The organism is Pseudomonas sp. PAMC 26793 (assembly GCF_000313235.1).
Lineage (GTDB): Bacteria > Pseudomonadota > Gammaproteobacteria > Pseudomonadales > Pseudomonadaceae > Aquipseudomonas > Aquipseudomonas yamanorum.
In genome coordinates, this window is record NZ_AMXG01000036.1 from 58,308 (window position 1) to 82,756 (window position 24,449).

Here is a 24,449-nt window from a genome sequence, read left to right on the forward strand (position 1 = left end):
TCTACCTCAGTTTCAGGGTGGCAAGGCCGAACAGAACCAGAATCACCGTGATAATCCAGAAACGGACGATCACTCGCGGCTCAGGCCAGCCCTTGAGTTCAAAGTGGTGGTGAATCGGCGCCATGCGGAACACGCGGCGCCCGGTCAATTTGAAGGAGGCAACCTGGATCACCACCGACAGGGTTTCCATCACGAACACACCGCCCATGATGAACAGGACGATTTCCTGGCGGACGATCACCGCGATGGTGCCCAGGGCCGCGCCCAGCGCCAGTGCGCCGACGTCGCCCATGAAGACTTGTGCCGGATAGGTGTTGAACCACAGGAAGCCCAGGCCCGCACCGATCAACGCGCCGCAGAACACGATCAGTTCACCCGCGCCCGGTACATACGGAATCAGCAGGTATTCAGCGAATTTCACGTTACCCGACAGGTAGCAGAAGATGCCGAGCGCGCCGCCCACCATCACCGTCGGCATGATCGCCAGGCCGTCGAGGCCGTCAGTCAGGTTAACCGCGTTGCTCGACCCGACGATCACGAAGTAAGTCAGTACCACGAAGCCAACACCCAGCGGGATGCTGGCGTCCTTGAGCATCGGGATGATCAGGGTGGTCTCGACCGCGCTTGGCGCAGTCGTATAAAGAAAGATCGCCGCCGCCAGGCCGAACACCGACTGCCAGAAATACTTCCAGCGGCTTGGCAGCCCCTTGGAGTTCTTCTCGATCACCTTGCGGTAGTCATCCACCCAACCGATGGCGCCGAACAGCAGGGTCACCAGCAGCACGGTCCAGACATAGCGGTTATGCAGGTCGGCCCACAGCAGCGTACTGATACCGATGGACGACAGGATCAACGCACCGCCCATGGTCGGGGTGCCGGACTTGGACAGGTGCGACTGCGGGCCGTCGTTGCGCACGGACTGGCCAATCTGCAGGTTTTGCAGGGTACGGATCATCCATGGCCCGAGGAACAGCGACAACGACAGCGCGGTCAGCACACCCAGAATCCCGCGCAGGGTCAGGTACTGAAAGACCGCGAAGCCTTTGTGGAACTGTTGCAGATACTCAGCCAGCAGCAGCAGCATTAATGTTTCTCCGTACTTGAGCCACACAAAGCCACGACGACGTTTTCCATCACCGCGCTGCGCGATCCCTTGATCAAAATAGTGGTGTGTTTGTCTTGTTCAGCTGCGCTCAGCGCCTGGATCAGCTCGGCCTGGCTGGCGAAATGCCTGGCGCCCGGCCCGAAGGTGTCCACGGCGTGAAGCATGTTCGGCCCAACGGCGTACAGGGCATCGACCTTACCGGCCGCGTACGCGCCGACTTCACGGTGAGACTGTTCGGCCCACTCGCCCAGTTCGGCGATATCCCCCAGCACCAGCACCTTGCGACCGGCGAAACCGGTCAGCAGGTCGATAGCAGCGCAAATCGAAGATTGGTTGGCGTTGTAGGTGTCATCAATCACGCGCATGCCGTTGCTGGCCAGTTGCGCGACGGTGCGGCCCTTGACCGGTTGCACCGCGCCAAGGCCGGTGGCGATACCAAACAACGACACGCCCAGCACATGGGCAGCGGCGGCGGCAGCCAGCGCATTGGCGACGTTGTGGTTGCCCAGCAGGTTCAGTTGTACGTGCTCGTCACCTTGCGGGGTATGCAGGGTGAAGGACGGGCAACCACGGGCGTCGGCCTTGATATTCGAGGCATGGAAATCGGCAGCGGCGTTGTGCACCGCGAAGCTCAAGACCTTGCGACCGGCGGCACGTACACGCCAGGTTTCGAAGGCCTTGTCGTCGAGGTTCAGCACGGCAGTGCCGGATGCGTCGAGGCCTTCGATGATTTCGCCCTTGGCTTCAACAATCTTTTCAGGGCCGCCAAACTCGCCGACGTGGGCGGTGCCAGCATTGCTGATCACCGCGACATGAGGCTTGGTCATGGCCACGGTGTAGGCGATTTCGCCGATGCGCGAAGCACCCAGCTCGATGACGGCCGCCGTGTGTTCCGGGGCCAGTTCGAGCAGGGTCAGCGGAGCGCCGAAGTCATTGTTCAGGTTGCCACGGGTCGCCAGGACCGGGCCGCGCGTGCGCAGGATGCCGGCCAGCAGTTCCTTCACCGTGGTTTTGCCGCTGGAGCCGGTGATTGCCGCAACAGGATTAGTGAACGCGGCACGGTTCAGCGCACCCAGTTGGCCGAGGGCCAGGCGGGTGTCGGCGACCAGCAATTGTGGCAGCGTCGAGTCAGCGACCTCGCGCTGCACCAGAGCGCCGACAGCGCCTTTGGCAGCGACGTCATTCAGGTAGTCATGGCCATCAAAACTCGGGCCGGCCAAGGCGACAAACAGCTGCCCGGGCTTAATGGTACGGCTGTCGATGCTGACGCCATCAAAGCTGCAATCTGCCGACAGCACGCGGGCCGACAAGGCCTGGGTCAGTTCGCTGAATGTGAGCGCCTTAAGCATGGGCCACCTCCCATGCGGTCAAGGCGTGATCAGCCTCGACCAGATCCGAGAAAGCATGGCGTTCGCCGTTGATTTCCTGATAGTCCTCGTGACCTTTACCGGCCAGCACCACCACGTCGTCAGCACTTGCACTGGCGATCAATTGGGCGATAGCTGCACCGCGACCGGCAACGAACGTCGCTTTGGACGCGTCTTTAAAGCCGACACGAATGTCATCGAAAATCTGGCTTGGGTCTTCGCTGCGCGGGTTGTCGTCAGTGACCAGGACGCCATCGGCCAGGCGCTCGACGATTTCAGCCATCAGCGGGCGCTTGCCGCGATCGCGGTCACCGCCACAGCCGAACAGACACAGCAACTTGCCCTTGGCGTGGGGACGCAGGGCTTGCAGGATTTTTTCCAGGGCGTCTGGGGTGTGGGCGTAATCGACCACCACCAGCGGCTGGGTGCCTCCGCCGAGGCGCTGCATACGACCGGCCGGGCCTTCCAGCTTCGGCAGCACGCGCAGGATTTCGTCGAGGGCGTAATCCAGGCCGAGCAAGGCACCAACAGCAGCCAATACGTTGCTCAGGTTGAAACGCCCGAGCAAGGTGCTGCGCAAATGGTGCTCGCCCTGCGGCGTCACCAGGGTGGCGCGCACGCCTTCGTCATCAAAGCTGGCTTCACGGCAATACAGGTAGGCGCTGGAATCTTCCAGGCTGTAGCTGATCAGGCGACCGTCGCCTTGGGCGGCGGCCAGCTGACGACCGAATTCGTCGTCCAGGTTGACCACCCGGCACTTCAGGTCATTCCAGGCAAACAGCCGGGCCTTGGTGGCTGCATAGGCCTCCATGGTCCCGTGATAATCCAGGTGATCCCGGGACAGGTTGGTCATCACCGCCACGTCGAACGCCAGGGCAGTGACGCGCCCCTGGTCCAGCCCGTGGGACGAGACTTCCATGGCAACTGCCTTGGCACCGGCCTTTTTCAGGTCGGCCAGGGTCGCCTGCACGGCAATCGGGTTAGGCGTGGTGTGCAGGCCGCTTCGCAGCGCGCCATAGAAACCGGTGCCCAGGGTGCCGACGATGCCGCAATGTTGGCCCAGCAGGTCAAGCGCCTGGGCAACCAACTGGGTCACGCTGGTCTTGCCGTTGGTGCCAGTGACGCCCACCAGGTTCAGGGTGCGGCTCGGGTCGCCATAAAATCGCCCGGCGATGTCCGACAGTTGCGCCGCCAGGCCCTTGACCGGAATCAATGGCACGTCGGTGATCGGCAGCACAGTGGCGCCTTCCACTTCATAGGCTACGGCCGCCGCGCCGCGTTGCAACGCGTCAGCGATATGGTGGCGGCCATCGAACTTGCCACCCGGCACGGCCAGGAACAGGTCACCGGCGCGCACATTACGGCTGTCCAGGGTCAACTCGCGAATCAGCAGATCGCGGCCAGCGTGGGCAAAAATCTTGTTCAGGCTAAGGGACATCAGCCGCGCCCTCCATTGGCTTTTACAGCAGCGGCCGGCGGTCCGGCGTTCGCTTGTTGGGTCGCCGGCAGGTTGTCCGGCGTGATGTTCATCAGGCGCAGCGTCCCGGACATCACCTTGCTGAACACCGGCGCCGATACCAGGCCACCGAAGTAACCGGCTTTGCTCGGCTCATCGATCACCACAACAATGGCGTAACGCGGATCGCTCATCGGGCCGAAGCCTGCGAACAGCGAGCGGTAGGAGTTCTCGGCGTAGCCCTTGGTGCCTACGGCGGTTTTACGCGCGGTACCGGACTTGCCTGCCACGTGATACGCCGGCACCTGGGCACGGAACACGCCACGCGGTGCTTCGATCACTTGTTGCAGCATGCCTTGCATGGTCTTGGCGACGTTTTCCGGGATGACCTGGGTCGCAGGCGGCGCCTCGTCCAGGTGGATAAGGCTCAGCGGCACCATGCGGCCATTGTTGGCCAACACCGAGAAGGCGTGGGCCAGTTGGATGGCCGTCACCGACAGGCCATAACCGTAGGAAAGCGTGGCGGTCTCGGCCTTTTTCCAGTCGCGGTAGTTCGGAAGGTTGCCCACACGTTCGCCCGGGAAGTCCAGGCCGGTGGGTTGCCCCAGACCGACTTTCTGCGCGAGGTGGTAGATGGCTTCGCCGCCGATATCGAAGGCGACTTTACTCATGCCCACGTTACTGGAGTTGATCAGGATACCTGTCAGATCCAGCACAGGACCTTCGGTACGGGACACGTCACGAATGGTGTATTTGCCCAACTGCAGCGTGCCCGGGTACACCTCGACCTTGTCGGAGGGCTTCCAGCGCCCGGTTTCCAGGGCGGCACTCATGGAGATGGCTTTCATGGTCGAACCTGGCTCGAACACGTCGATCATGGCGCGGTTGCGCATCATCGCCGGCTGCAGGTTGCGACGGTTGTTCGGGTTGTAGGTGGGCTGGTTGACCATGGCGAGAATCTCGCCGGTCTTCACATCCATGATCACCAGGCTGCCGGCTTTCGCACCGTTCTCGATGATCGCGTTACGCAGCTCACGGTTGGCCAGGTATTGCAGGCGCAGGTCAATCGACAACGCCAAGGGCTTACCGGCCTTGGCGTTTTTGGTGACCTGGACATCCTTGATCAGTCTGCCGCGCCGATCCTTGATGACCTGCCGTTTGCCGGGAACCCCGGCCAGCCATTCGTCGTAGGCGAGTTCCACGCCTTCGCGACCGTGATCATCAATGTCGGTGAAGCCCACCATATGGGCAGTGGTTTCGCCGGCCGGGTAGAAACGCCGAAACTCCTCGATGCCGTAGACACCGGGGACTTTTAGGTCGAGCACTTGCTGGCCTTGTTCGGGGGTGAGCCCGCGAACCAGGTAGATGAATTCTTTGTTGGCCTGGGCTTCGAGACGCTCGCTCAGGGCTTTCGGGTCCTGACCCAGGGCGGCAGCCAGTTCCGGCCATTTGTCCTTGGCGGTCTGCATTTCCTTGGCGTTGGCCCACAGGGTGGTTACCGGCGTACTGACAGCCAGAGGCTCGCCATTACGGTCGGTGATCAGGCCACGGTGCGCAGGAATCGGGATATGCCGCAGGCTACGGGCATCGCCCTGGCCAATCAGGAAGTCACGGTCCACCACTTGCAGGTCGATAATCCGCCAGGCAATCGCACCCACCATCAGTGCCAGCAACCCCAGCACTACGCGGAAACGCCATGGGTAGAGTGCGCCCTCGAGTTTCATCATGGCGCCACCATACGAACTTCTGCAGCGCCCGGGATGTGCATCTTCAGCTGTTCAGTGGCCAGCACTTCGATACGACTGTGGGCCGTCCAGGTGCTTTGCTCGAGGATCAACCGGCCCCACTCCGCCTGCGCCTTGTCGCGCACGCTCAGTTCCCCGTACAGGGTATTGAGCAACTGACGGTTGTAGTGGGCGCTGTAGGACACCGCAATCGCGGATACCAGGACGCCAACAAACAGCAGCAACATAAAGAAGCTGCCGCCCGGGAGGGGCTTGGCGAAAAGCTTGCTCACCGCAACTTCTCCGCAACGCGCATGACAGCGCTACGGGCACGTGGGTTGGCCTTGAGTTCGGCTTCGGAAGCGAACTGCGCTTTGCCATGGATTTTGATTTTCGGCACAAAGGCTTCGTAACGTACCGGCAGGTTGCGCGGCAGGTTGTCGGATTCGCCCTTGACCAGACGACGCATGAACAATTTGACGATGCGGTCTTCCAGGGAGTGGAAGCTGATCACCACCAGGCGACCGCCCACTTCCAAGGCTTCCAGGGCGGCTTCGAGGCCGGCTTCCAGATCGCCCAATTCGTTGTTGACGTGAATGCGCAGGCCCTGGAACGCACGGGTTGCCGGGTTCTTGCCCTTTTCCCACGCAGGGTTGGCGACTTTCAGCACTTCAGCCAAGTCGGCGGTGCGTTCGAACGGCTGGATTTCCCGGCGTTCGACCACGGCACGCGCCATGCGGCCAGCGAAGCGCTCTTCGCCGTATTCCTTGAACACACGGGTGATTTCTTCGTGGGGCGCGGTGGCGATGAACTGCGCGGCGCTGATGCCACGGCTTGGGTCCATGCGCATGTCGAGCGGGCCGTCGTTCATGAAACTGAAGCCGCGCTCAGGGTCGTCCAGCTGCGGCGAAGACACGCCCAGGTCCAGCAGAACCCCGGCCACCTTGCCCGCCATGCCACGCTCGGCAACTTCTGCGCCGAGTTCGGCAAAGCTACGCTGCACAACGACAAAGCGGCCGTCTTCGGCCGCTAGCGCTTGCCCGGTGGCAATCGCTTGAGGGTCTTTGTCGAACCCGAGGAGCTTACCGTCCGGACCAAGCTGGCTGAGAATCAGCCGACTGTGCCCGCCCCTGCCGAAGGTGCCATCCAAATAGCAGCCATCCGCGCGTACGGCGAGAGCCTCAACGGCTTCGTCAAGCAGTACGGTGATGTGGTTAAAGCCGCTATCAATAGTCACAGGATCAAATCACGCAGTTCATCAGGCATGGCGCCCGGTTGTTGAATAGCAGCCAGGTCAGCTGCAGAAACAGCATCCCAGGCATCTTCGTCCCACAATTGGAACTTGTTCAGCTGGCCTACCAGCATCGCGCGCTTGTCCAACTTGGCGTATTCGCGCAGACGCGGTGGAACCAGGAAACGACCACTGCCATCGAGTTCGAGGTCGACGGCATTACCAATCAGCAAGCGTTGCAGGCGGCGGTTCTCTTCACGCAGTGAAGGCAGCGCACGCAACTTGGTTTCAATCAGCTCCCACTCATCGAGCGGGTACACACACAAACAAGGATCAACGGCATCAATGGTGATGATTAATTGCCCGGAACTTCGCGAAATGAGCTCGTCACGATACCGGCTCGGCATGGCGAGACGGCCTTTTGCATCGAGACTGATAGCGTTAGCTCCGCGAAACACAGATGCGTTTCTCCAAATTTTAGCGTTTTGCGTTCAAAAAACCCACTTTGTGCCACTTTCCGCCACTTGCGCACACTATAGGAATGCGCCCACCACACCGTCAAGGCGCGGATTCAAGGAAAAGCCTTACAGAACGGAGATTTAGGAAGGTAAAGGGAGGAGAAACGAGAGTTTGACGGCGATTTTGACTCAACAACACCAAATAGCTCAAAGAGCTAGGGTTTAAAGTTAAAGTAATTTATTAAGAGTAAGATTTTTTCGGTATTACGAAGACGCATCTGCTGATGATTCAGCAGGGAGGGATTCTCGCGTTACTACCAGGTTCCTGCCCGAGATTCGGACAGAAGGAAAAAAGGTGGAGAGTCGATCTGTAAGCCGGGTTCTGTCTTGAACAGTCATTCGTCTACGATGGCCATCACTGGACATCTTTAGCAACCTACCCGGTCCCAGCGCGGGCCACGCCTTGGGACCCTATTTGGTCTTGCTCCAAGTGGGGTTTACCTAGCCACGAACTGTTGCCAGTCGTGCGGTGCGCTCTTACCGCACCTTTTCACCCTTACCGGTACCGAAGTACTTAGGCGGTTATTTTCTGTGGCACTTTCCGTAGGCTCACGCCTCCCAGGCATTACCTGGCACTTCGCCCTATGGAGCCCGGACTTTCCTCCCCCCTCTAATTTTCATAGAAGGCAGCGACTGTCCAATCGACTCTCCGCCGCGCAGGTTAACGGCACGGCGGCGTTAGAACAAGTATTAAAAGGCACGAATGCCATCATCTTCAGACGGAGTGCAAGTTAGCACCCGGAACTATTCGCCCTTTTGTTTATCCAGCGCGACTTGATACAACACGTTCTTGCGTACACCGGTAATTTCCGCGGCCAGGGCGGCTGCGCGCTTCAATGGCATCTCCTTGAGCAGCAGGTCAAGAATGCGCATTGCCTCGCCGCCCACCGCCTCTTCACTTTCCGGCGCCGACCAGCCCGCCACCAACACCACGCACTCGCCGCGCTGTTGATTGCTGTCGCCTTCGACAAATTCGCGCAGCTCTTGCAGCGGCAGGCCCTTGAGGGTTTCGAAGGTCTTGGTGATTTCCCGCGCCAGCAGCGCCAGGCGATCACCACCGAACACCAGCTCCATGTCTTGCAGGCACTCAAGGATGCGGTGCGGGGCTTCGTAGAAGATCAGCGTGCGCGGTTCTTCCTTCACCAACTCCAGGCGCGCCCGGCGACCAACAGCCTTGGCCGGCAGGAAGCCTTCAAAGATAAACCGGTCCGACGGCAAGCCGGCTGCAGACAATGCAGCAATCAGCGCGCACGCTCCCGGAACAGGCACTACATTGATACCAGCCGCCCGCGCCTGGCGAACCAGGTGATAGCCAGGGTCGGAAATCAGCGGCGTACCCGCATCCGAGATCAACGCCACGTCATCACCCGCCAACAAACGGGTGATAAAACGACTGCCTTCTTCACGTTCGTTGTGTTCGTGGCACGCGGCCAGGGGGGTCGGAATGCCAAAATGTTGCATCAACCGCTGGGAGTGCCGAGTGTCTTCGGCGGCGATCAGCTTTACGTCACGCAGCACTTTCAGTGCCCGCGCACTGATGTCGTCCAGGTTGCCAATGGGCGTCGCCACGACAAAAAGCGAGCCAGCAGTGGAATTCAAAGGACCTGGAGCAGTCAAAGCGCACACCTCGATGATTGGCAAAAGCCGCATTGTAGCGCGTAGATGCCTTGAATATATGCCCTCGGGGCAAGCTCCATTTCAGCTATCTGTAGGCTCTTGCAACATTTACACGACCTAAATAGACGGTTTCACGCCAGTAACATCGCGCCCCGGCCAGTGCTTGGGTACAATTCCACGCTAATTTGATCGGTATCAGGAACACTACATGATCGCTTGCCTGCGGCTGTTCTCTGCCCTCTGCCTCGCTGCCCTGTTGGCGGCTTGCGCCAGCTCGCCGTCGTCCAGCCTTGGCGACCTCCCCCGAACCCCGGATGCCAGCATCGAGCAACTGCTCGAACAGGCGACTTCGGCCAAGACTCCGGAAAAAGCCGCGCTGTTGCGCTTGAGTGCGGCAGACCTGGCGTTCCACCAAAACAATCCGGGACGCTCGGCGCAGATTCTTGCCCAAGTGCCACTGGACGTCCTGAAGCCGGCGGCGCAGGTATTTGCCAGCACCCTGTCGGCCGAACTGGCGATGGCCCGCAATCAGCCCAAGGCCGCGTTGACGGCGTTGAACCACCCGAGCCTGCAAAGCCTGAAGGAGCTGCCGCCTGAACAGCAGATCCGTACCGGCACCGTGCATGCCCGCGCCTATGAGGCCGACGGCCAGACCCTGGCCGCCGCTCGTGAGCGTGTCGCCATGGCCCCGCTGCTGACGGGCGACGCCTACAACAGCAACCACGAGGCCATCTGGGCACTGATTGCCGCCTTGCCTGCCGATCAACTGCAAGCCAGCGGCAACCCGACGCTGGACGGCTGGATCAGCCTGGCCCAAGCGGTCAAGGGCGCCGGCACTCTGGAGCAACAGCAGGCAGCCATCGATACCTGGCGCGCCCAGAACCCGGGCCATCCGGCAGCTTCGCAATTGCCGCAGCCACTGACCAAGCTCAAGGAACTGGCCAGCCAGCCGCTGAACAAGATCGCCCTGCTGCTCCCGCAGGAAGGTCCGCTGGCCGGCGTTGCCAAAGCGCTGCGCGAAGGCTTCATGGCCGCGCACTACCAGGCTGAACAAGCCGGGCAGAAGCCACCGGTGATCGAGTTCTACGACAGCTCGCGCCTGACCTCCATCGACGACTTCTACGCCAAGGCCCAGGCCGCCGGCGTGCAACTGGTGGTCGGCCCGCTGGAGAAACCGCTGGTCAAGCAACTCAGCGCACGCCCGCAGTTGCCGATTACCACCCTGGCCCTGAACTACAGCGAAGCCGACCAGAACCCGGCGCAACTGTTCCAGTTTGGCCTGGCCGCTGAAGACGAGGCCCGTGAAGTGTCCCGTCGTGCTCGCGCCGATGGCCTGCACCGCGCCGCGGCCATGGTGCCGAAAGGCGAATGGGGCGAGCGCGTCTACAAAGCCTTCCGTCAGGATTGGGAAGCCAATGGCGGCACCGTGGTGGGCGTCGAGTACGTTGACCAGCCGGTAGCCCTGGCCCAACAGATCGCCGACCTGTTCCAGCTGCGCAAAAGCGAAGGCCGTGCGAAGAGCCTGCAAAGCACCGTCGGTTCGGATGTTTCCGCCCAGCCGTCGCGCCGCCAGGACATCGAGTTCATCTTCCTCGCCGTAACCCCGCAACTGGCCCAGCAGATCAAGCCAACCCTGAACTTCCAATACGCTGGCGACGTGCCGGTGTATGCGACGTCCCATGTGTTCAGCGCCAGTGGCGACAAGAACCAGTACCTGGACATGACCAACGTGATGTTCTGCGAAACCCCTTGGCTCCTGAACACCACCGACCCGCTGCGCAACCAGGTTGCCGCCCAATGGCCACAAGCCAACGGCAGCCTCGGTCGTCTGTACGCGATGGGTGTGGATGCCTACCGCCTGGCGCCGCGCCTGGGGCAACTCAAGGCACTGCCGGACACTCGTGTTGACGGTCTGTCGGGGAACCTGGGCGTCAGCGCCAACCAGCGTGTCGACCGCCAGATGCCATGGGCCAAGTTCGTGGGTGGCGAGATCCAGCGCCTGCCTGATACCCCGCGCTGATGCCCGAGCGGTCAAGCGCACAAAGCGGCAAGGACGCCGAACTTCAAGCCCTCGAGTACCTGCAACAACAGGGTCTGCGCCTGCTGGCGCAGAACTGGTTATGCAAGCGCGGCGAGCTTGATCTGGTCATGCTTGACGGCGATACAGTAGTATTTGTCGAAGTCCGCTACAGAAAACACGCACAATGGGGTGGCGCGCTTGCCAGTAGCGACGGGCGCAAGCGCCAGAAGCTGATACTCGCCGCGCAGTTTTTCCTGCTCAAAGAGCGTCGCTGGGCCGATCACCCCTGCCGTTTCGATGTGGTTGCCATAGAAAGCACTCCCCGGGGAGCAGCCGATCTGAACTGGCTGCAAGATGCCTTTGACAGCTGATTCGCCGGACATCTACACCGCACACTTTTGCTCTTTGCTTTGCGGGCTGCACATTCCTGTGCCAAACAGCCGCGCTACTTAAGGTCACACAGATGGACATGCAATCCCGAATTCGCCAGCTTTTCCAGGCCAGTATCGATACCAAGCAACAGGCGATGGACGTACTTGCACCGCACATCGAGCAAGCCAGTCAGGTCATGGTCAACGCCTTGCTCAACGAGGGCAAAATGCTTTCGTGCGGCAACGGCGGTTCGGCCGGCGATGCCCAGCATTTCTCCTCCGAGCTGCTCAACCGCTTCGAGCGTGAGCGCCCGAGCCTGCCGGCCATCGCATTGACCACCGACACCTCGACGATCACCTCGATCGCCAACGACTACAGCTACAACGAAATCTTCTCCAAACAGATTCGCGCCCTTGGCCAGCCGGGGGACGTACTGCTGGCGATCTCCACCAGCGGTAACTCGGCGAACATTATTCAAGCGATCCAGGCCGCACATGATCGTGAAATGATTGTCGTAGCATTGACCGGACGCGACGGCGGCGGCATGGCCTCGCTGCTGCTGCCCGAAGACGTGGAAATTCGCGTCCCGGCCAATGTCACCGCACGTATCCAGGAAGTCCACCTGCTGGCGATCCACTGCCTGTGCGATCTGATCGACAGCCAACTGTTCGGGAGTGAAGAATGACCGTTAAACGCCTTAGCCTATTGGCAATCACGCTGTGCCTGGGCATCAGCGGCTGCAGCTCGGTAATCGAAGCGAGTCGCGACACGCCTATCCAGGACGATAAAGGCACCCGCACTTTCGGCAGCAAAATCGATGATTCGCTGATCGAAACCAAAGTTTCCGTCAACGTATCCAAGGCCGCTCCGGACTTGGGCAACGGCGCCTCGCGCATTGTGGTCGTCAGTTTCAACGGCGTGGTGCTGCTCACCGGCCAAACCCCGCGCGCTGACTTGAAGGCCCAGGCTGAACAAGCCGCCGCCACGGTTCAACGGGTCAAGAAGGTCCACAACGAATTGCAGGTGATGGACCCGATCACCCTGCTGGCCATCAGCAACGACGCCCTGCTGACCACCAAGATCAAGACGCAGATGCTGACCGACAGTGCAATCCCCGGCTCTCGGATCAAGATCGTCACCGATAACGGCATCGTCTACATGATGGGCCTGTTGACCCAGGCAGAAGCCACTCGCGCCGCCAACCTGGTACAGGGCGTGTCCGGCGTACAGAAGATTGTGAAGCTGTTCGAATACATCGACTGAGTCCTCGGCAGCCACAAAAAAGGGCGCCGTGCATTGACTGCACGGCGCCCTTTTTATTAGCTGACGGTTACTGGTACTGCTGGTACGGGTTGCCTTGGAACTGGTTGTTCTGCTGTGGCGCCTGTTGCTGCTGGGCACCTGGCTGACCGTACTGCTGGCCAGGGATCGGGCCCAGGTTAACCTCTACGCGACGGTTCTGGGCACGGCCATTAACGTCGGCGTTGCTGGCGATCGGGTTATCCGGGCCGGCACCGCGAGCACTCAGGTTGGTCGGGCTGACACCTTGGGAGGTCAGGTAATTAGCCACGCTCTGCGCACGGCGCTGGGACAGGTCCATGTTGAGCTGACGGCTGCCCGTGCTGTCGGTGTAGCCAACGATCTGGATGGTGTTCTGGTTGAACTGCTTGAGGGAGTTCGCCAGGTTGTTCAGCGGCGTGTAGAAGCTGCTGGAGATCGCGTCCGAGTTGGTGGCGAAGGTAATGTTACCCGGCATGATCAGTTTGATCTGGTCGCCCTGGCGCTGCACCTCGACACCGGTGTTGGCCATGCTGGCGCGCAGTTTCTTTTCCTGCTGGTCGGCGTAGTAGCCGTAACCCGCACCACCGATACCGGCGACGGCAGCGCCGATCAGCGCACCTTTGCCGCGGTTGTTGTGGTCGATGGCGGCACCGGCCAGTGCACCCGCCAGGGCGCCCAGGCCACCGTACTTGGCGGTGTTGCTCACACCAGAAGAGCCACCGCCCTGTGCCTGGCTGCCGTCATAAGGATTAGGTGAAGCGCAGCCCGACAACAAGGCTACGGCGGTAGCGACAACAAGCAGACGACGAGAAGTGAACATGAAGGAAGCTCCTACTTTTGCATTCTGTGATGCAGAGGACATTGGCAATGGACCTGTGCCGAGTTTGGAACACGACAAACGGTAAAAATTCCATCTCCACACAAGCCCGGCCGCACTCAAACCCTAGCAGAGACTTGCTGAACGGGAATTGTCATTTTTTCTATAAGGTTCGTCCGATAGTCGCCATTTGGTATCCGAAAAACTACCCCGGTTTCCCTTCACGCCCGCACGAATGGATTCTCACGCATTTCATCTCCCAGGCGTGTATCCGGACCATGCCCCGCCACCACAACCGCCGCCTCATCCAGGGTGTAGAGCCGTTGCTTGATCGAACGCACGATGGTCGCCTGGTCCCCGCCCCACAAATCCGTACGCCCTACCCCACGCCGAAACAGGGTGTCACCGGCAATCAACAACTTCGCATCGGCGAACCAGAAACTCATCGAGCCCGGTGTGTGTCCAGGTGTGTGCAAGGCCACCCCGCAACCACAGGCCAGCTCTTCTTCATCCTCCAGCCAGCGATCCGGCGACGGTACTGGCGTATAAGGCACGCGGAACATCTGGCACTGCATTTCCAGGTTGTCCCACAGAAACTGGTCTTCCTTGTGCAAGTGCAAGGTAGCCCCGGTCTTTTCCTTCAACTGGCCGGAAGCCAGGAAGTGATCGAGATGGGCATGAGTGTGAATGATGCTGACCACTTTCAGGCCCAGCGCATCAAGTCGCGCCAGGATCAACTCGTGGTTGCCCCCCGGGTCTACGACGATGGCTTTTTTGGTGACGGGGTCGCCGATGATCGTGCAGTTGCACTGCAACGGACCGACCGGGAAGGTTTCGCGGATCAGCGCGGGGGACTGAATATTCATGGGCATTCCTGCAAATTCAAAGGCACACTCTTTTGTACTGCATTCTGGCGCACAGTATGTTCGACGATGCGCCCGATCCGAAAGCGCCCACAAGCGCACAGGTATCAAACCCGCCAACTGCTAAGCTACGCTGGCGCCAGTCATACAACGCGCAACATAGAGCGCTTGGAGTGGGACTCATGGCGACCCTCAGCCCATTGATCATCTGCGAACACTGCGATTGCGTGTATGAAAAAGTCACGCTCGCCAAACATCAGAAGACCCTCTGCACCCGCTGCGCAGGCGTGCTCCAGCGCTACAACGGGCTGTCGGTGGAACAGCGCCTGGCCCTGACCCTGACCGCCGCGGTGCTGTGGGTCTTCGCCAACTTCTACCCGGTGATGAGCATCAGCCTCCAGGGCCTGAAAAGCAGCGCCACCTTGTGGGACTCAGTAGTGGCGCTGGCTCAGGGCCCGATTACCTTTATCGCGCTGGTGGCGGCCATTTCCATCATCATCGCGCCGGTGTTCCAGTTGTTGCTGTTGATCTGGGTGCTGGGCTTTGCGATGCAGGGCAGGCGCTCGCCGGCGTTCAAGATGTGCATGCGCTGGCTGGAAGCGCTCCGCCCCTGGAGCATGCTGGAAGTCTGCCTGCTGGGCGCCATGGTGGCGGTGTTCAAGCTCGCCGGGATGCTGGATGTGTTGCCCGGCACCGGCCTGTTTGCCCTGGCGGCGCTCAGCCTGTTGCTGATCCGCATCGCCGGGCGTGATATTCGCGACCTGTGGGACACTTTATGAGCCGGCCACCGACCGCCAGCGAGCTGAACCTGTGCCTGTGCCACAGCTGCGGCCAGGCCTGCGACGTCAGCGCCAACCCCGACGAATGCGAGCGTTGCAGCGCGCCCCTGCACCGGCGCAAGGTCCACTCGCTGACCCGTACCTGGGCCTACATGCTGACGGCGCTGGCGTTTTATGTGCCCGCCAATCTACTGCCGGTGATGAATACCTCGATGCTCGGCTCCGGCGCCGACAGCACCATCATGAGCGGCGTGCTGGAGTTCTGGCAGCATGGCGCCTGGGACATTGCCCTGATCATTTTCATCGCCAGCATCGCGGTGCCGGGCATCAAGTTCGTCGCGCTGACGTTGCTGCTGGTTACCGTGCAGCGCAATAACCAGTGGGCACGCAAGGAGCGCTCGAAGCTGTTTCGCTTCGTCGAAGTGATTGGCTACTGGTCGATGCTGGATGTGATCGTGGTGGCGCTGGTAGCCGCCTTGGTGCGTTTCCAGGCCCTGGGCACCATCGAGCCGCGCCTGGGCATTCTGTTCTTTGGCCTGGTGGTGGTGTTCACCATGCTCTCGGCCATGAGTTTCGACCCCCGCCTGATCTGGGAAAACCACCACAACGAGGAGATGCCGGATGGCGTCGCAACCCCCTGACAAACCGCTGCCGCCGGGCTCTCCGGCGATCAAGACGCGGCGCTTCAGCGTGTCGCTGGTGTGGATCGTGCCGATTGTCGCGGTGCTGGTGGGCATTTCGCTGGTGGTGCACAGCCTCCTTCAGCAAGGGCCGAGTATTACCATTACCTTCAAGACCGGCAGCGGCCTGACCGCCAACAAGACCGACGTGAAATACCGCAACGTGGTGATCGGTCAGGTGACTGACGTGGAGTTGAGCGACGACCAGAAAAGCGTCAACGCCACGATCAAACTGTCCAAGCAGGCTGAAAGCTTCACCCGTGAAGACTCGCAGTTCTGGGTAGTGCGCCCACGTATCGGCGCCGGCGGCGTTTCCGGTATCGATACGCTGCTCTCCGGGGATTACATCGGCGCCGACATCGGCCGGTCCGATACACGGGCCAACCAGTTCACCGGCCTGGAAAACCCGCCGCCCATCACCTATGGCGAGCCTGGTAAACGCTTCACCTTGCACACCCAGGATTTGGGCTCGCTGGACATCGGCTCCCCCGTCTATTACCGCAAAATTCCCGTCGGCCAAGTGGTCGCCTATGCCTTGGACGCCGATGGAAAAGGCGTGAACATCGACGTGTTCGTGCATGCACCGAATGATGCCTACGTGACCGAGAACACCCGTTTCTGGAACGCCAGCGGGATTGATGTGAGTGTCGGCGCCAACGGGTTTGCGCTGAAGACCGAATCCTTGTCGTCCATGCTGGTGGGCGGCATCGCTTTCCTGGCGCCGCCCTACAGCCCTGACGACAAGCCGGCCAGTGAGGAGCATTCCTATGAACTGTTCGCCGACCAGCAAACGGCGCTGGCGCCGCCCAATGGCAAGGGGCAATACCTGACCCTGCGTTTCGATCAAGCCTTGCGCGGGCTCACAGTGGGTGCGCCGGTGGAGTTTTTGGGGATTGAGTTCGGCAAAGTGGTGTCGATCAACCTGGATTTCGACGAGAAAAAACGTAGCTTCCCCGTTAACGTCGGCATCGTCATCTACCCGCAGCGTCTCGGCGAAGCCAACACCAAAATGCTCACGGTCCTGAAACATGACCCTAACGATGAGGCCGGCGGTGTACGCCTGATAGGCAGCTTCATTGAACACGGCCTGCGGGCCCAGGCGCGCAGCGGCAACCTGCTCACCGGCCAGCTGTACATCGCCCTGGACTTCTTCCCCAAGGCCGACAAAGTCGTGTTCGACCCGAACCTGCGCCCCGTCAGCATTCCGACCATCCCCGGCAACCTGGAACAACTGCAGGAAAAACTCGAAGGCATCGTCAACAAGATCAACCAGCTGCCGATCGAGCGGATTGCCGGCAACCTCGACGGCAGCCTGGTCGAATTGCGCAAAAGCCTCGGCCAGGTCAACGCCAAGACACTGCCGAGCGTGCAGAACACCCTGGCCGACGTGAGTAAAACCCTGCAGTCAGCCAGTTCGACCCTGGCCGAAGATTCGCCGCAGCGGGAACAGTTGACCCAGACCCTGGATGAACTGAGCCGCATGTCGCGCTCCCTGCGAGAGCTCTCGGATTACCTGGCACGCCATCCCGAATCCCTGATTCGTGGTCGCCCCGACAACGCTGCGCCATCGGACCTGCAAGGGCCACCGCGCAAATGACCACAGGAGCAACCACCATGGCTTTCCCACTGAAGATCACATTGCTCGCCGGGTTGCTGCTGCTGGCGGCGTGCCGCAGCGAGCCGATTCAATTTCACACCCTGACGCCGGTGCATCGAAGCACTGCGTCACTGGCCGCCGGTGGTGAGATCCGCATTGAAAGCATCACGGTACCGCCCCAGGTCGACCGTCCGCAGATTGTCATCCGCCAGGGCGACAGCGGCGTGGCGATTCTTGAGACGCAATGGTGGGCCGCCAGCCTGGTGGATGAGCTGCGCAGCGCGCTGGTGGATCAACTCGCCAGCAACCGGAAAAACCTGGCGGTGCGCATTGAAGTGCAGCGCTTTGACTCGATTCCCGGGCAGTACGCCCTGCTCGATGCCAAATGGCGACTTCGCCAGACGGGCGCCGACGAACGCACGCCGCTGACGTGCCGGACGGTGGTGCAGTCCCCCGCAGGTCCGACCATTGATGACCTGGTGATTGCGCAGCAAAACAACGTCAAACGGTTCGCCGCGCTGCTCAGCCAGGCCGCCGACAAGTCACCGAGTGAATGCCCTCCCGCGAATCTACCCTAACAACCCCATCTCCTGAGCGCGCGCCACCGCCTGGGTGCGTCGCTCCACTCCCAACTTGCTGTTGATATGGCTGGCGTGGGTTTTCACGGTGTGCAGGGAGATAAACAGCTGATTGCTGATTTCCTGGTTCGAGCAACCCTGGGCGATCAAGTGCAGCACTGCCAGCTCGCGGGTGCTCAGGGTTTCAAGGGTGTGTGGGGCTTCCACCACCGCAACATTCGGCAAGCGTGCCAGCAGGCTTTGGTTCAGCAGGCCATGGGGATCCCGCGACAGCTGCTCCCGCGTCCAGTCGGGATAACGCTCCAGCAAACGCTGGAAAGGCTGCATCGCACCACCGGCAGCCGCTTCCAGCGCGCGGGCAAACACCGGGCGGGCCAACGCTTCCTGACCGCCGTCCAGCAGTAACTGCGCCTGCTGGGTCAGCGCCATCAGGCTGATCATCTGCCGGCCGCTGTTATGGGCCTGGCGCGCCAGCTCGTCGAGCCGTTGCAGTGAGGCCGCCGGCTGCTGACGGATCGCGTCCAGCGCCGCCTGTTGCAGCTCGATATGTTGCGCCAGGTGCGGGTGAAACTCCGGCGCGGCCGCGGCCTGTTCACCGTTGTAGGTTTGCCCCAGCCGCGTCAACCAGGCATCGGCCAGGTCGGTGCGACCCTGGGCCAGCCACAGTTCGCATTTGACCAGGGTGATCATCGCCAGATAGAAAATCGGTGGCACATCCCAGATATGCATCAAGCGCTCGGCTTCGGCCAGTTCGGCAAAGGCCATGGGGAAGTCGCCCCGGCGGCCTTCGAAGCTGGCGATCACGCAATGGCCGATCAACACGCTGATATCCCGGCAGGCTCGCGCCTCGGTCAACCCGGCGCGCAGTCGAGCGAGCCCGGCTTCTGGCTGGCAGCGCATCAGCAGCAGGTAGCCTTCGTACAACGCCAAACGCGCACGGACCGCGTACAGCCGTTGCGGCGCCAGGCCTTGCAAACGTTGCAGGCCCTGGCGCACTTCATCCAGGGAACGCAGGATCTCGCCACGGGCCTGCAGTACGCGTGCGCGGTCGTAATGGGCGAGGGCCTCAAATAACGGATTGCCGACGCGCTGCGCCAGCTCCAGAGACTCGCGATTCAAACCCCGGGCGCGCCACAGGTCAGCGTCGACGATGGCCAAGTTGGACAGGGTCGACAGGCACATCAACCGCTGGCCATACCGTTTGTGCGGCAGGCTTTCCAGGGCCTCGCTGCAATACAACTGGGTCAGCTCGCGATCGCCACGGCCCCGGGCGATGATCCCGCTGAGGGCCAGCCATTGGGCCAACATCGATTTTTGCGCAGTGGCCGATGGCGCCGGCAGAAAGCGGCTGAGATGGCTGGCCAACTCTTGCGCTGCGTCCAGTTGGCAGGCCAACCCCAATGCCCAGCTGTAGAGCACGATCAGACGTGGCGTGCTCATCAACAGACTGTCGGGCAAGTCCATTTTCCAGCGCAGCAGCATGCCGACGTTTTGCTCCGCCAGCAGTTGCTCTTCGGAGAGGTTCTGCACCAGGTTTGCCGCCACGTCCAGGTGGCCGGCACGCAGCGCCTGCTCCACCGCCTCATCGATCAAGCCCTGGGCATTGAACCAACGGCAGGCCCGCAGGTGCAGACTGGCGGCCGGCAACACGGCATTACTCGCGCGCCGGGTGCGCAGCAGGTCGGAAAACAGATGGTGATAACGGTACCAATGGCCCTGCTCGTCCAGCGGCACCAGGAATACCTGGTGGGCTTGCAGGTAGCGCAGGATTTCCGTGCTGTCGTGGGCCTCACGCACGGCGTCGCACAGCTCGCTGCAAAAGCGCTCCTGGGACGCGGTGTCGTAGAGGAACGCCTGGACTTCCGAGGGCAGGCAGTCGATGACTTCTTCCAGCAGGTAATCGCGGATCAACCCTTCCCCACCGTGCAGGCCTTGGGGCAAGGCGCCTTCGCTGCCGGCTTCGGAGGCCGCCAGCAGCCAGAAACGCAGGCCGGCCACCCAGCCTTCGCTGCGCCGGATCAGGTTATCCAGGGCTTCGCCGCGCAATGAGCTGCTGTGGCGATCCAGCAGGGCCAGGGATTCGGCGCGAGTCAGGCGCAGGTCCTGCTCGTGCAGCTCCAGCAAATGGCGGGACAGGCGCAGGCGCGCCAGGTGCCAGTCGGGGCGCTGGCGGCTGGTCACCAGCACCAGCAGGCCGTCGGGCAGATGATTAAGGAAAAATTGCAGGCAGCGGTCGAGTACCGGGCCCTGGGCCAGATGGTAGTCATCCAGCACCAGCAACAGCGGCGCCTGGGTCGACAGGTGCACCGTCAGTTCATCCAGCAGGCCGTCGAGCCATTCTTCAAAGGCGAAGGGTTGATGACGCTGGCGCATTTTCAGCAAGCCCAGGGACTGGGCGCCCAACTGCGGAAAGTATTGCTGCAAGCCATCGAGCAGGCGTTCAAGGAAACGTCCCGGGTCGTTATCCCGCGGGCTGAGCCCCAACCACAGGCTTTGCCAGTGGGCCGGCAGGCTCTGGCAGAACTCCACCGCCAGCGAACTCTTGCCGAACCCGGCCGGCGCACTCACCAGCAATAAGCGCCCGGCCAATCCTTCACTCAGCCGTTCGCACAGGCGCGGTCGCAACACGTAGCCGTCAGGCAGTGGGGGTCGATAGAAGCGCCCTTCCAGGGTCGGAATCACCGCGCTGGCAGGCCCTTGAATTCGGGACAGATCAGTCATCGCCGGGCTCTTGTAGAAGGCTGTTGTCGGCATTGCAGATGTCCGCAGACTAGCGGTAAAAACGGCAGCTTTGTAGATCTTTGCAACAATTGTCTGAAAAAGACTACGACAAAAAATATCCGGCGGTCCTGGCTCAAATATTCCAAACACCCCAAATAAAAGGTGGGAGCCGGGCTTGTGTGGGAGCGGGCTTGCTCGCGAAGACGGTGGGTCAGTCACACATGTATTGACTGACACTCTGCTTTCGCGAGCAAGCCCGCTCCCACACAAGCCCGGCTCCCACCTTCGAGGATGCGGCCTCGTTTACAGCGGGTTAGCGAACACCATCCTGGCGCAGGGCCGCCGGGGTGAAGTCGCTGGTGGTGGCGGTGAAGCCGAAGTCATAGGCCTGTTTCTCTTCGTTCTTCATGCCCAGTGCCAGGTAGCGGCCGGACTGCAGGTCGTAGAGGGTTTCGAGGGCGTACCACGGCACTTGCTTGTCGTAGTAGTTCTCGGCATGGGCTTCCGCCACGCGCCACAATTGGCCACGACCGTCGTAGTGGTCGATGACCGCAGCTTGCCAGGTGTCTTCGTCGATGAAGAAGTCACGCTTGGCGTAGATGTGGCGCTGGCCTTCCTTCAGGGTTGCAACCACATGCCACACACGGCGCAGCTCGTAGCGCGCCAGGTCCTGGTTGATGTGGCCGGCCTTGATGATGTCCACATACTTGAGCTTCGGATCGTCGAGCTTGTAGCTGTTTTCGGCGATGTAGAGCTCTTTCTTGCCTTCCAGTTTCCAGTCGTAGCGGTCCGGCGCACCGTTGAACATGTCGAGGTTGTCGGAGGTACGCAGGCCGTCAGCGGCGGTACCCGGGCCGTCATAGGACACTTGCGGTGCCCGGCGCACACGGCGCTGGCCGGCATTGTAGACCCACGCCGAACGCGGTTCTTTCACCTGGTCGAGGGTTTCGTGCACCAGCAGCACACCACCGGCCAGACGTGCCGGCGCGGTTACTTGCTGCTTGAAGTAGAACAGGATGTTGCCCGGATTTTTCGGGTCGTAATCCTTCATCTTGTCGCGGAACACGAACTGGTCGCGGAAGTACACCAGGCTGAACGAGCCGTTGGTTTGCGGCGTGGCCTGGGTTACCAGGCGGGTCACGCTGCCACCGCGATAGCGGGTGATGTGGTTCCAGATCACTTCAACGCCGCTTTTCGGAATCGGGAACGGTACGGCGGTTTCGAAGTTTTCCAGGCCGTTGCCGCCGGACACCAGGTTGGTGCTGGTGGCGTTTTTCTTGATGGCGGCGAACACATCAGCCGGCACCGTGGCGCCGCGATGGGTGGTGTAGACCGGCATCTTGAAGGTGTCCGGGTAGCGCTTGAACATCGCGTACTGCCCCGGCGCCAGCTTGTCCTTGTACTGCTCGACGTTCTGCGCGGTGATGGTGAACAGCGGTTGTTCGCTGGCGTACGGGTTGGCCAGGAAGCCACGGGCATCCACGGCGCCGGCGTTGGTGGGCAGTGGCGACCATTTCGGGATTGTGCCGGCCGCGTTGCCGGCCATTTCAGCACCCATCGGGGTCAGGGTCGTGCCGAGCTTGGCGGCTTCATCGGCCGAGACCGCCGCCATGACGCTACCCGCCATGATCGACAGCCCCAGCACACCCACCTGCAACAGATTTTTAGTTATTTTCATGTTCTGGTTCTTCCTTAAAACATACTGCTTAAAGAGAGTGTGCTTAGAAGTTCACGCCGACGCTTAAGGCGATAAAGTCGCGATCATCCACGGTGCTGAAGTCGCCACCGAAGAAGTTGGTGTAGTTCAGGCTTGCGGTGTAGGTGTTCTGGTATTCAGCATCCAGGCCGAGGCTGACCGCCTTGCGGCCCTCTTCGAAGTTGCCGCCAGGGCCAGGCGAGTAGCCTTTGACGTCGTGCGACCAGGCCACGTTAGGTTTGAGGTTTACACCGGCAAACACGTCCGGGTATTCCCAGATCGCCCGGCCACGGTAGCCCCAGGAAGTCGCGGTGGTGAAGCCGTCATTGTTGCAGTTGGTATTCAGGCCATTGGCGTTAGGCAGGCCGGCGCCTTGGGCAGTGGAGTTGTTGAGCGCAGGGCATGCGCCGTTAGGCAGAGTGCCTGGGCCGAACACCGGATCACGTCCGTAACGCACTTTGGATTTGCTCTCCAAGCCACCGACATAGGTCATGCCGACTTCGCCCACCAGCGTCAGGCGGCTGGCGCCCATGACCTGGTCAAAGAAGTGGGTGAAGGTGGTTTGGAGTTGGGTGATCTCCTTGCGGTTGTAACCATGCAGGTCCTGCCCCGGCACCCCTTTCAACAGCGAGGCGTTGCCCAACAACGGGCCGCCCAAAGGCACCACGCCGGCATACAGGATGTCTGTAGAGTTCAACTGCACAGGTGCGTTCGGCCGATAGCTGACCTCGCCGCTCCAGGCCGTCCCCGTAGGCAATGTGGTAGAGAAGCTCAAACCAAAGAGATGGATGTCTTCGGGATACTCCATGAAGTATTGCGAGTTACCCGCCACGACCAACGGAGCAGCCGTCCCCAAAAAGGGCGCCCTGTTGTAGACCGACTGAGAGGCGCCGGTGGCACTGAAAATCGGCGCACGGCTGTGATAGTTCATGTAGTAGGCACCGAACTCGGTGTCCAGCGGCTCAAAGTTGTAATGCATCGCGAAACCGTACTGCCCGCCGTCGCGGGCGTTACGGTTCGGACCGCGGCGCACCAAAACACCTTCGTCGTTGATGTCCACGCCCAAGCCATTCAAGGTCGGTATAGCGGCCGGGTTGATCGTCGAGCGCTTGTTCAATACCCGCAAGTTGTCGTTACAGCCCGTCGTAACGATGTCCGGCTGCGAGAAGAACGTGCCGCAGTTATCGGTAACGGTCTTGTCCCAACCAATCTGATAGAAGCCCTCAGCCGACAAGTTATCGGTCAAGGTTTGCGACAGGTAGAACATGTTGACCGGAATCAGGCCTTCCTTGATCTCGGCCCCCGGACGACGGAACGCGGACACGTCAATCGGGTTGATGGCGTTGATGCCGCCACCAATAAAGGTGCTTTCGCCCCAACTCACTACCTGCTTGCCCAGACGCACGGAACCCGGCTCATCGGCAATCGAGTAGTTGTGGTAGATGAAGGCATCGAGAATCTGCCCGCCGGAAGACCGCGCGCCGGTTGGGCGATGGTCGTTACTGACGTTCTTGAAATCCAGGTCTTCGTTTTGCAGCGCGAAGTCATACCAGTACTTGCCCCGGACAAACACGCCGGTGTCGCCGTATTTCAACTCAAGGTCATGGATACCCTTGAAGATTTTCGAGAAGGAATCACCTTTGTCGAAGTTCAGGTGACCGTCATCCGAGGTTTGCGACAACCCCCTGCCACCGTTGTTGGCACCGATCAGGTCTTTATTGCGACCTGCGGTCGACCAACTGGCCCCGACCGACAGGGACGAGTCGAAGCTGCCTTCGATTTCACCGATGTTGAAACTGACGCCGAATGCGGGCCCGGCGAGCGTAGAGGCGAGACTGACGGCCAAGGGCAGTCTTGCCCGGCGCCAGAACTGGTGTGCTGAGATCATCGACGCTACTCCATGTGCATTATTGTTATGGCAGTGAGTCGTTTCTAAGGGCTTGTAACGGCCGGAATACAACGATTCCAATGCCGGGCGAACAGATGAACCCGCCAGGTTCACAGCACCGCACCTTGAAAAACTCTGG

General features: G+C 60.9%; 21 protein-coding genes and 1 other RNA gene. 8 read left to right on the forward strand and 14 right to left on the reverse strand.

Features of this window, described 5'->3' with window-relative positions:
• Position 1: 1 nt before the first annotated feature.
• The 9 genes from mraY to rsmI all read right to left on the reverse strand — a co-directional run bounded on the left by mraY (position 2) and on the right by rsmI (position 9,051).
• Complete coding sequence (gene mraY, locus D109_RS0115330; RefSeq protein WP_017477688.1) at positions 2-1,084, reverse strand: phospho-N-acetylmuramoyl-pentapeptide-transferase; 1,083 nt, start codon at positions 1,082-1,084, stop codon at positions 2-4.
• Positions 1,084-2,454 carry a UDP-N-acetylmuramoyl-tripeptide--D-alanyl-D-alanine ligase gene (gene murF, locus D109_RS0115335; RefSeq protein WP_017477689.1) on the reverse strand — a complete coding sequence of 457 codons (1,371 nt, stop codon included), beginning with the start codon at positions 2,452-2,454 and terminating at the stop codon, positions 1,084-1,086. Before murF ends, mraY begins: the two co-directional genes overlap by 1 nt.
• On the reverse strand, positions 2,447-3,910 hold the full coding sequence (locus tag D109_RS0115340; RefSeq protein WP_017477690.1) for a UDP-N-acetylmuramoyl-L-alanyl-D-glutamate--2,6-diaminopimelate ligase: 1,464 nt from the start codon (positions 3,908-3,910) through the stop codon (positions 2,447-2,449). Before D109_RS0115340 ends, murF begins: the two co-directional genes overlap by 8 nt.
• Complete coding sequence (locus D109_RS0115345; protein ID WP_017477691.1) at positions 3,910-5,652, reverse strand: penicillin-binding protein 2; 1,743 nt, start codon at positions 5,650-5,652, stop codon at positions 3,910-3,912. Before D109_RS0115345 ends, D109_RS0115340 begins: the two co-directional genes overlap by 1 nt.
• Positions 5,652-5,945, reverse strand: coding sequence for a cell division protein FtsL (gene ftsL, locus D109_RS0115350; protein WP_003216203.1), 294 nt, complete (start codon positions 5,943-5,945; stop codon positions 5,652-5,654). Before ftsL ends, D109_RS0115345 begins: the two co-directional genes overlap by 1 nt.
• A complete protein-coding gene (gene rsmH, locus D109_RS0115355; RefSeq protein ID WP_003216201.1) occupies positions 5,942-6,889 on the reverse strand; it encodes a 16S rRNA (cytosine(1402)-N(4))-methyltransferase RsmH in 948 nt (315 codons plus the stop codon). Before rsmH ends, ftsL begins: the two co-directional genes overlap by 4 nt.
• On the reverse strand, positions 6,886-7,341 hold the full coding sequence (gene mraZ, locus D109_RS0115360) for a division/cell wall cluster transcriptional repressor MraZ (RefSeq protein ID WP_003171868.1): 456 nt from the start codon (positions 7,339-7,341) through the stop codon (positions 6,886-6,888). The genes rsmH and mraZ overlap by 4 nt, the downstream gene beginning before the upstream one ends.
• 355 nt (positions 7,342-7,696) lie before the next feature.
• Positions 7,697-8,050: RNase P RNA component class A (gene rnpB, locus D109_RS1000000132335), an RNA gene on the reverse strand.
• Positions 8,051-8,145: 95 nt separating this feature from the next.
• Positions 8,146-9,051: a 16S rRNA (cytidine(1402)-2'-O)-methyltransferase gene (gene rsmI, locus D109_RS0115365; RefSeq protein WP_177325523.1), complete on the reverse strand. Its 906-nt coding sequence runs from the start codon at positions 9,049-9,051 to the stop codon at positions 8,146-8,148.
• 175 nt (positions 9,052-9,226) lie between these two features.
• Between rsmI and D109_RS0115370 the strand changes: the two genes are divergently transcribed.
• The 4 genes from D109_RS0115370 (at position 9,227) to D109_RS0115385 (ending at position 12,673) form a co-directional block, all read left to right on the forward strand.
• Positions 9,227-11,038 (forward strand): penicillin-binding protein activator, encoded by a 1,812-nt coding sequence (locus D109_RS0115370; protein WP_017477693.1) that lies wholly within the window; start codon positions 9,227-9,229, stop codon positions 11,036-11,038.
• Positions 11,038-11,409 (forward strand): YraN family protein, encoded by a 372-nt coding sequence (locus D109_RS0115375; protein ID WP_017477694.1) that lies wholly within the window; start codon positions 11,038-11,040, stop codon positions 11,407-11,409. Before D109_RS0115370 ends, D109_RS0115375 begins: the two co-directional genes overlap by 1 nt.
• Before the next feature lie 92 nt (positions 11,410-11,501).
• Positions 11,502-12,095 carry a phosphoheptose isomerase gene (locus D109_RS0115380; protein WP_003216190.1) on the forward strand — a complete coding sequence of 198 codons (594 nt, stop codon included), beginning with the start codon at positions 11,502-11,504 and terminating at the stop codon, positions 12,093-12,095.
• Entirely contained in the window at positions 12,092-12,673 is a 582-nt protein-coding gene (locus tag D109_RS0115385) for a BON domain-containing protein (protein WP_017477695.1), read from the forward strand. The genes D109_RS0115380 and D109_RS0115385 overlap by 4 nt, the downstream gene beginning before the upstream one ends.
• A gap of 67 nt (positions 12,674-12,740) precedes the next feature.
• Here D109_RS0115385 and D109_RS0115390 read toward each other — a convergent pair whose 3' ends face one another.
• Entirely contained in the window at positions 12,741-13,511 is a 771-nt protein-coding gene (locus tag D109_RS0115390) for an OmpA family protein (RefSeq protein WP_026077998.1), read from the reverse strand.
• 218 nt (positions 13,512-13,729) lie between these two features.
• Positions 13,730-14,374 carry an MBL fold metallo-hydrolase gene (locus tag D109_RS0115395; protein ID WP_010170511.1) on the reverse strand — a complete coding sequence of 215 codons (645 nt, stop codon included), beginning with the start codon at positions 14,372-14,374 and terminating at the stop codon, positions 13,730-13,732.
• A gap of 179 nt (positions 14,375-14,553) precedes the next feature.
• Between D109_RS0115395 and D109_RS0115400 the strand changes: the two genes are divergently transcribed.
• The 4 genes from D109_RS0115400 to D109_RS0115415 are packed head-to-tail and all read left to right on the forward strand — an operon-like array spanning position 14,554 to position 18,005.
• Entirely contained in the window at positions 14,554-15,150 is a 597-nt protein-coding gene (locus D109_RS0115400) for a paraquat-inducible protein A (protein ID WP_017477697.1), read from the forward strand.
• Positions 15,147-15,791, forward strand: coding sequence for a paraquat-inducible protein A (locus D109_RS0115405; protein WP_017477698.1), 645 nt, complete (start codon positions 15,147-15,149; stop codon positions 15,789-15,791). The genes D109_RS0115400 and D109_RS0115405 overlap by 4 nt, the downstream gene beginning before the upstream one ends.
• Positions 15,772-17,427, forward strand: a complete 1,656-nt coding sequence (locus D109_RS0115410) for an intermembrane transport protein PqiB (protein ID WP_017477699.1) — start codon at positions 15,772-15,774, stop codon at positions 17,425-17,427. Before D109_RS0115405 ends, D109_RS0115410 begins: the two co-directional genes overlap by 20 nt.
• A 17-nt stretch (positions 17,428-17,444) precedes the next feature.
• The gene (locus D109_RS0115415) at positions 17,445-18,005 is read left to right on the forward strand and encodes a PqiC family protein (RefSeq protein ID WP_017477700.1); all 561 of its coding nucleotides are present in this window, start codon (positions 17,445-17,447) and stop codon (positions 18,003-18,005) included.
• On the opposite strand, the gene D109_RS0115420 is transcribed toward D109_RS0115415, so the two are convergent.
• The 3 genes from D109_RS0115420 to D109_RS0115430 form a co-directional block, all read right to left on the reverse strand.
• A complete protein-coding gene (locus D109_RS0115420) occupies positions 17,997-20,726 on the reverse strand; it encodes a LuxR C-terminal-related transcriptional regulator (protein ID WP_017477701.1) in 2,730 nt (909 codons plus the stop codon). The two genes, D109_RS0115415 and D109_RS0115420, sit on opposite strands and share 9 nt — an antisense overlap.
• 313 nt (positions 20,727-21,039) lie before the next feature.
• A complete protein-coding gene (locus D109_RS0115425) occupies positions 21,040-22,404 on the reverse strand; it encodes a DUF1329 domain-containing protein (RefSeq protein ID WP_017477702.1) in 1,365 nt (454 codons plus the stop codon).
• 43 nt (positions 22,405-22,447) lie between these two features.
• Positions 22,448-24,310: a DUF1302 domain-containing protein gene (locus D109_RS0115430; RefSeq protein WP_017477703.1), complete on the reverse strand. Its 1,863-nt coding sequence runs from the start codon at positions 24,308-24,310 to the stop codon at positions 22,448-22,450.
• Positions 24,311-24,449 lie beyond the last annotated feature (139 nt).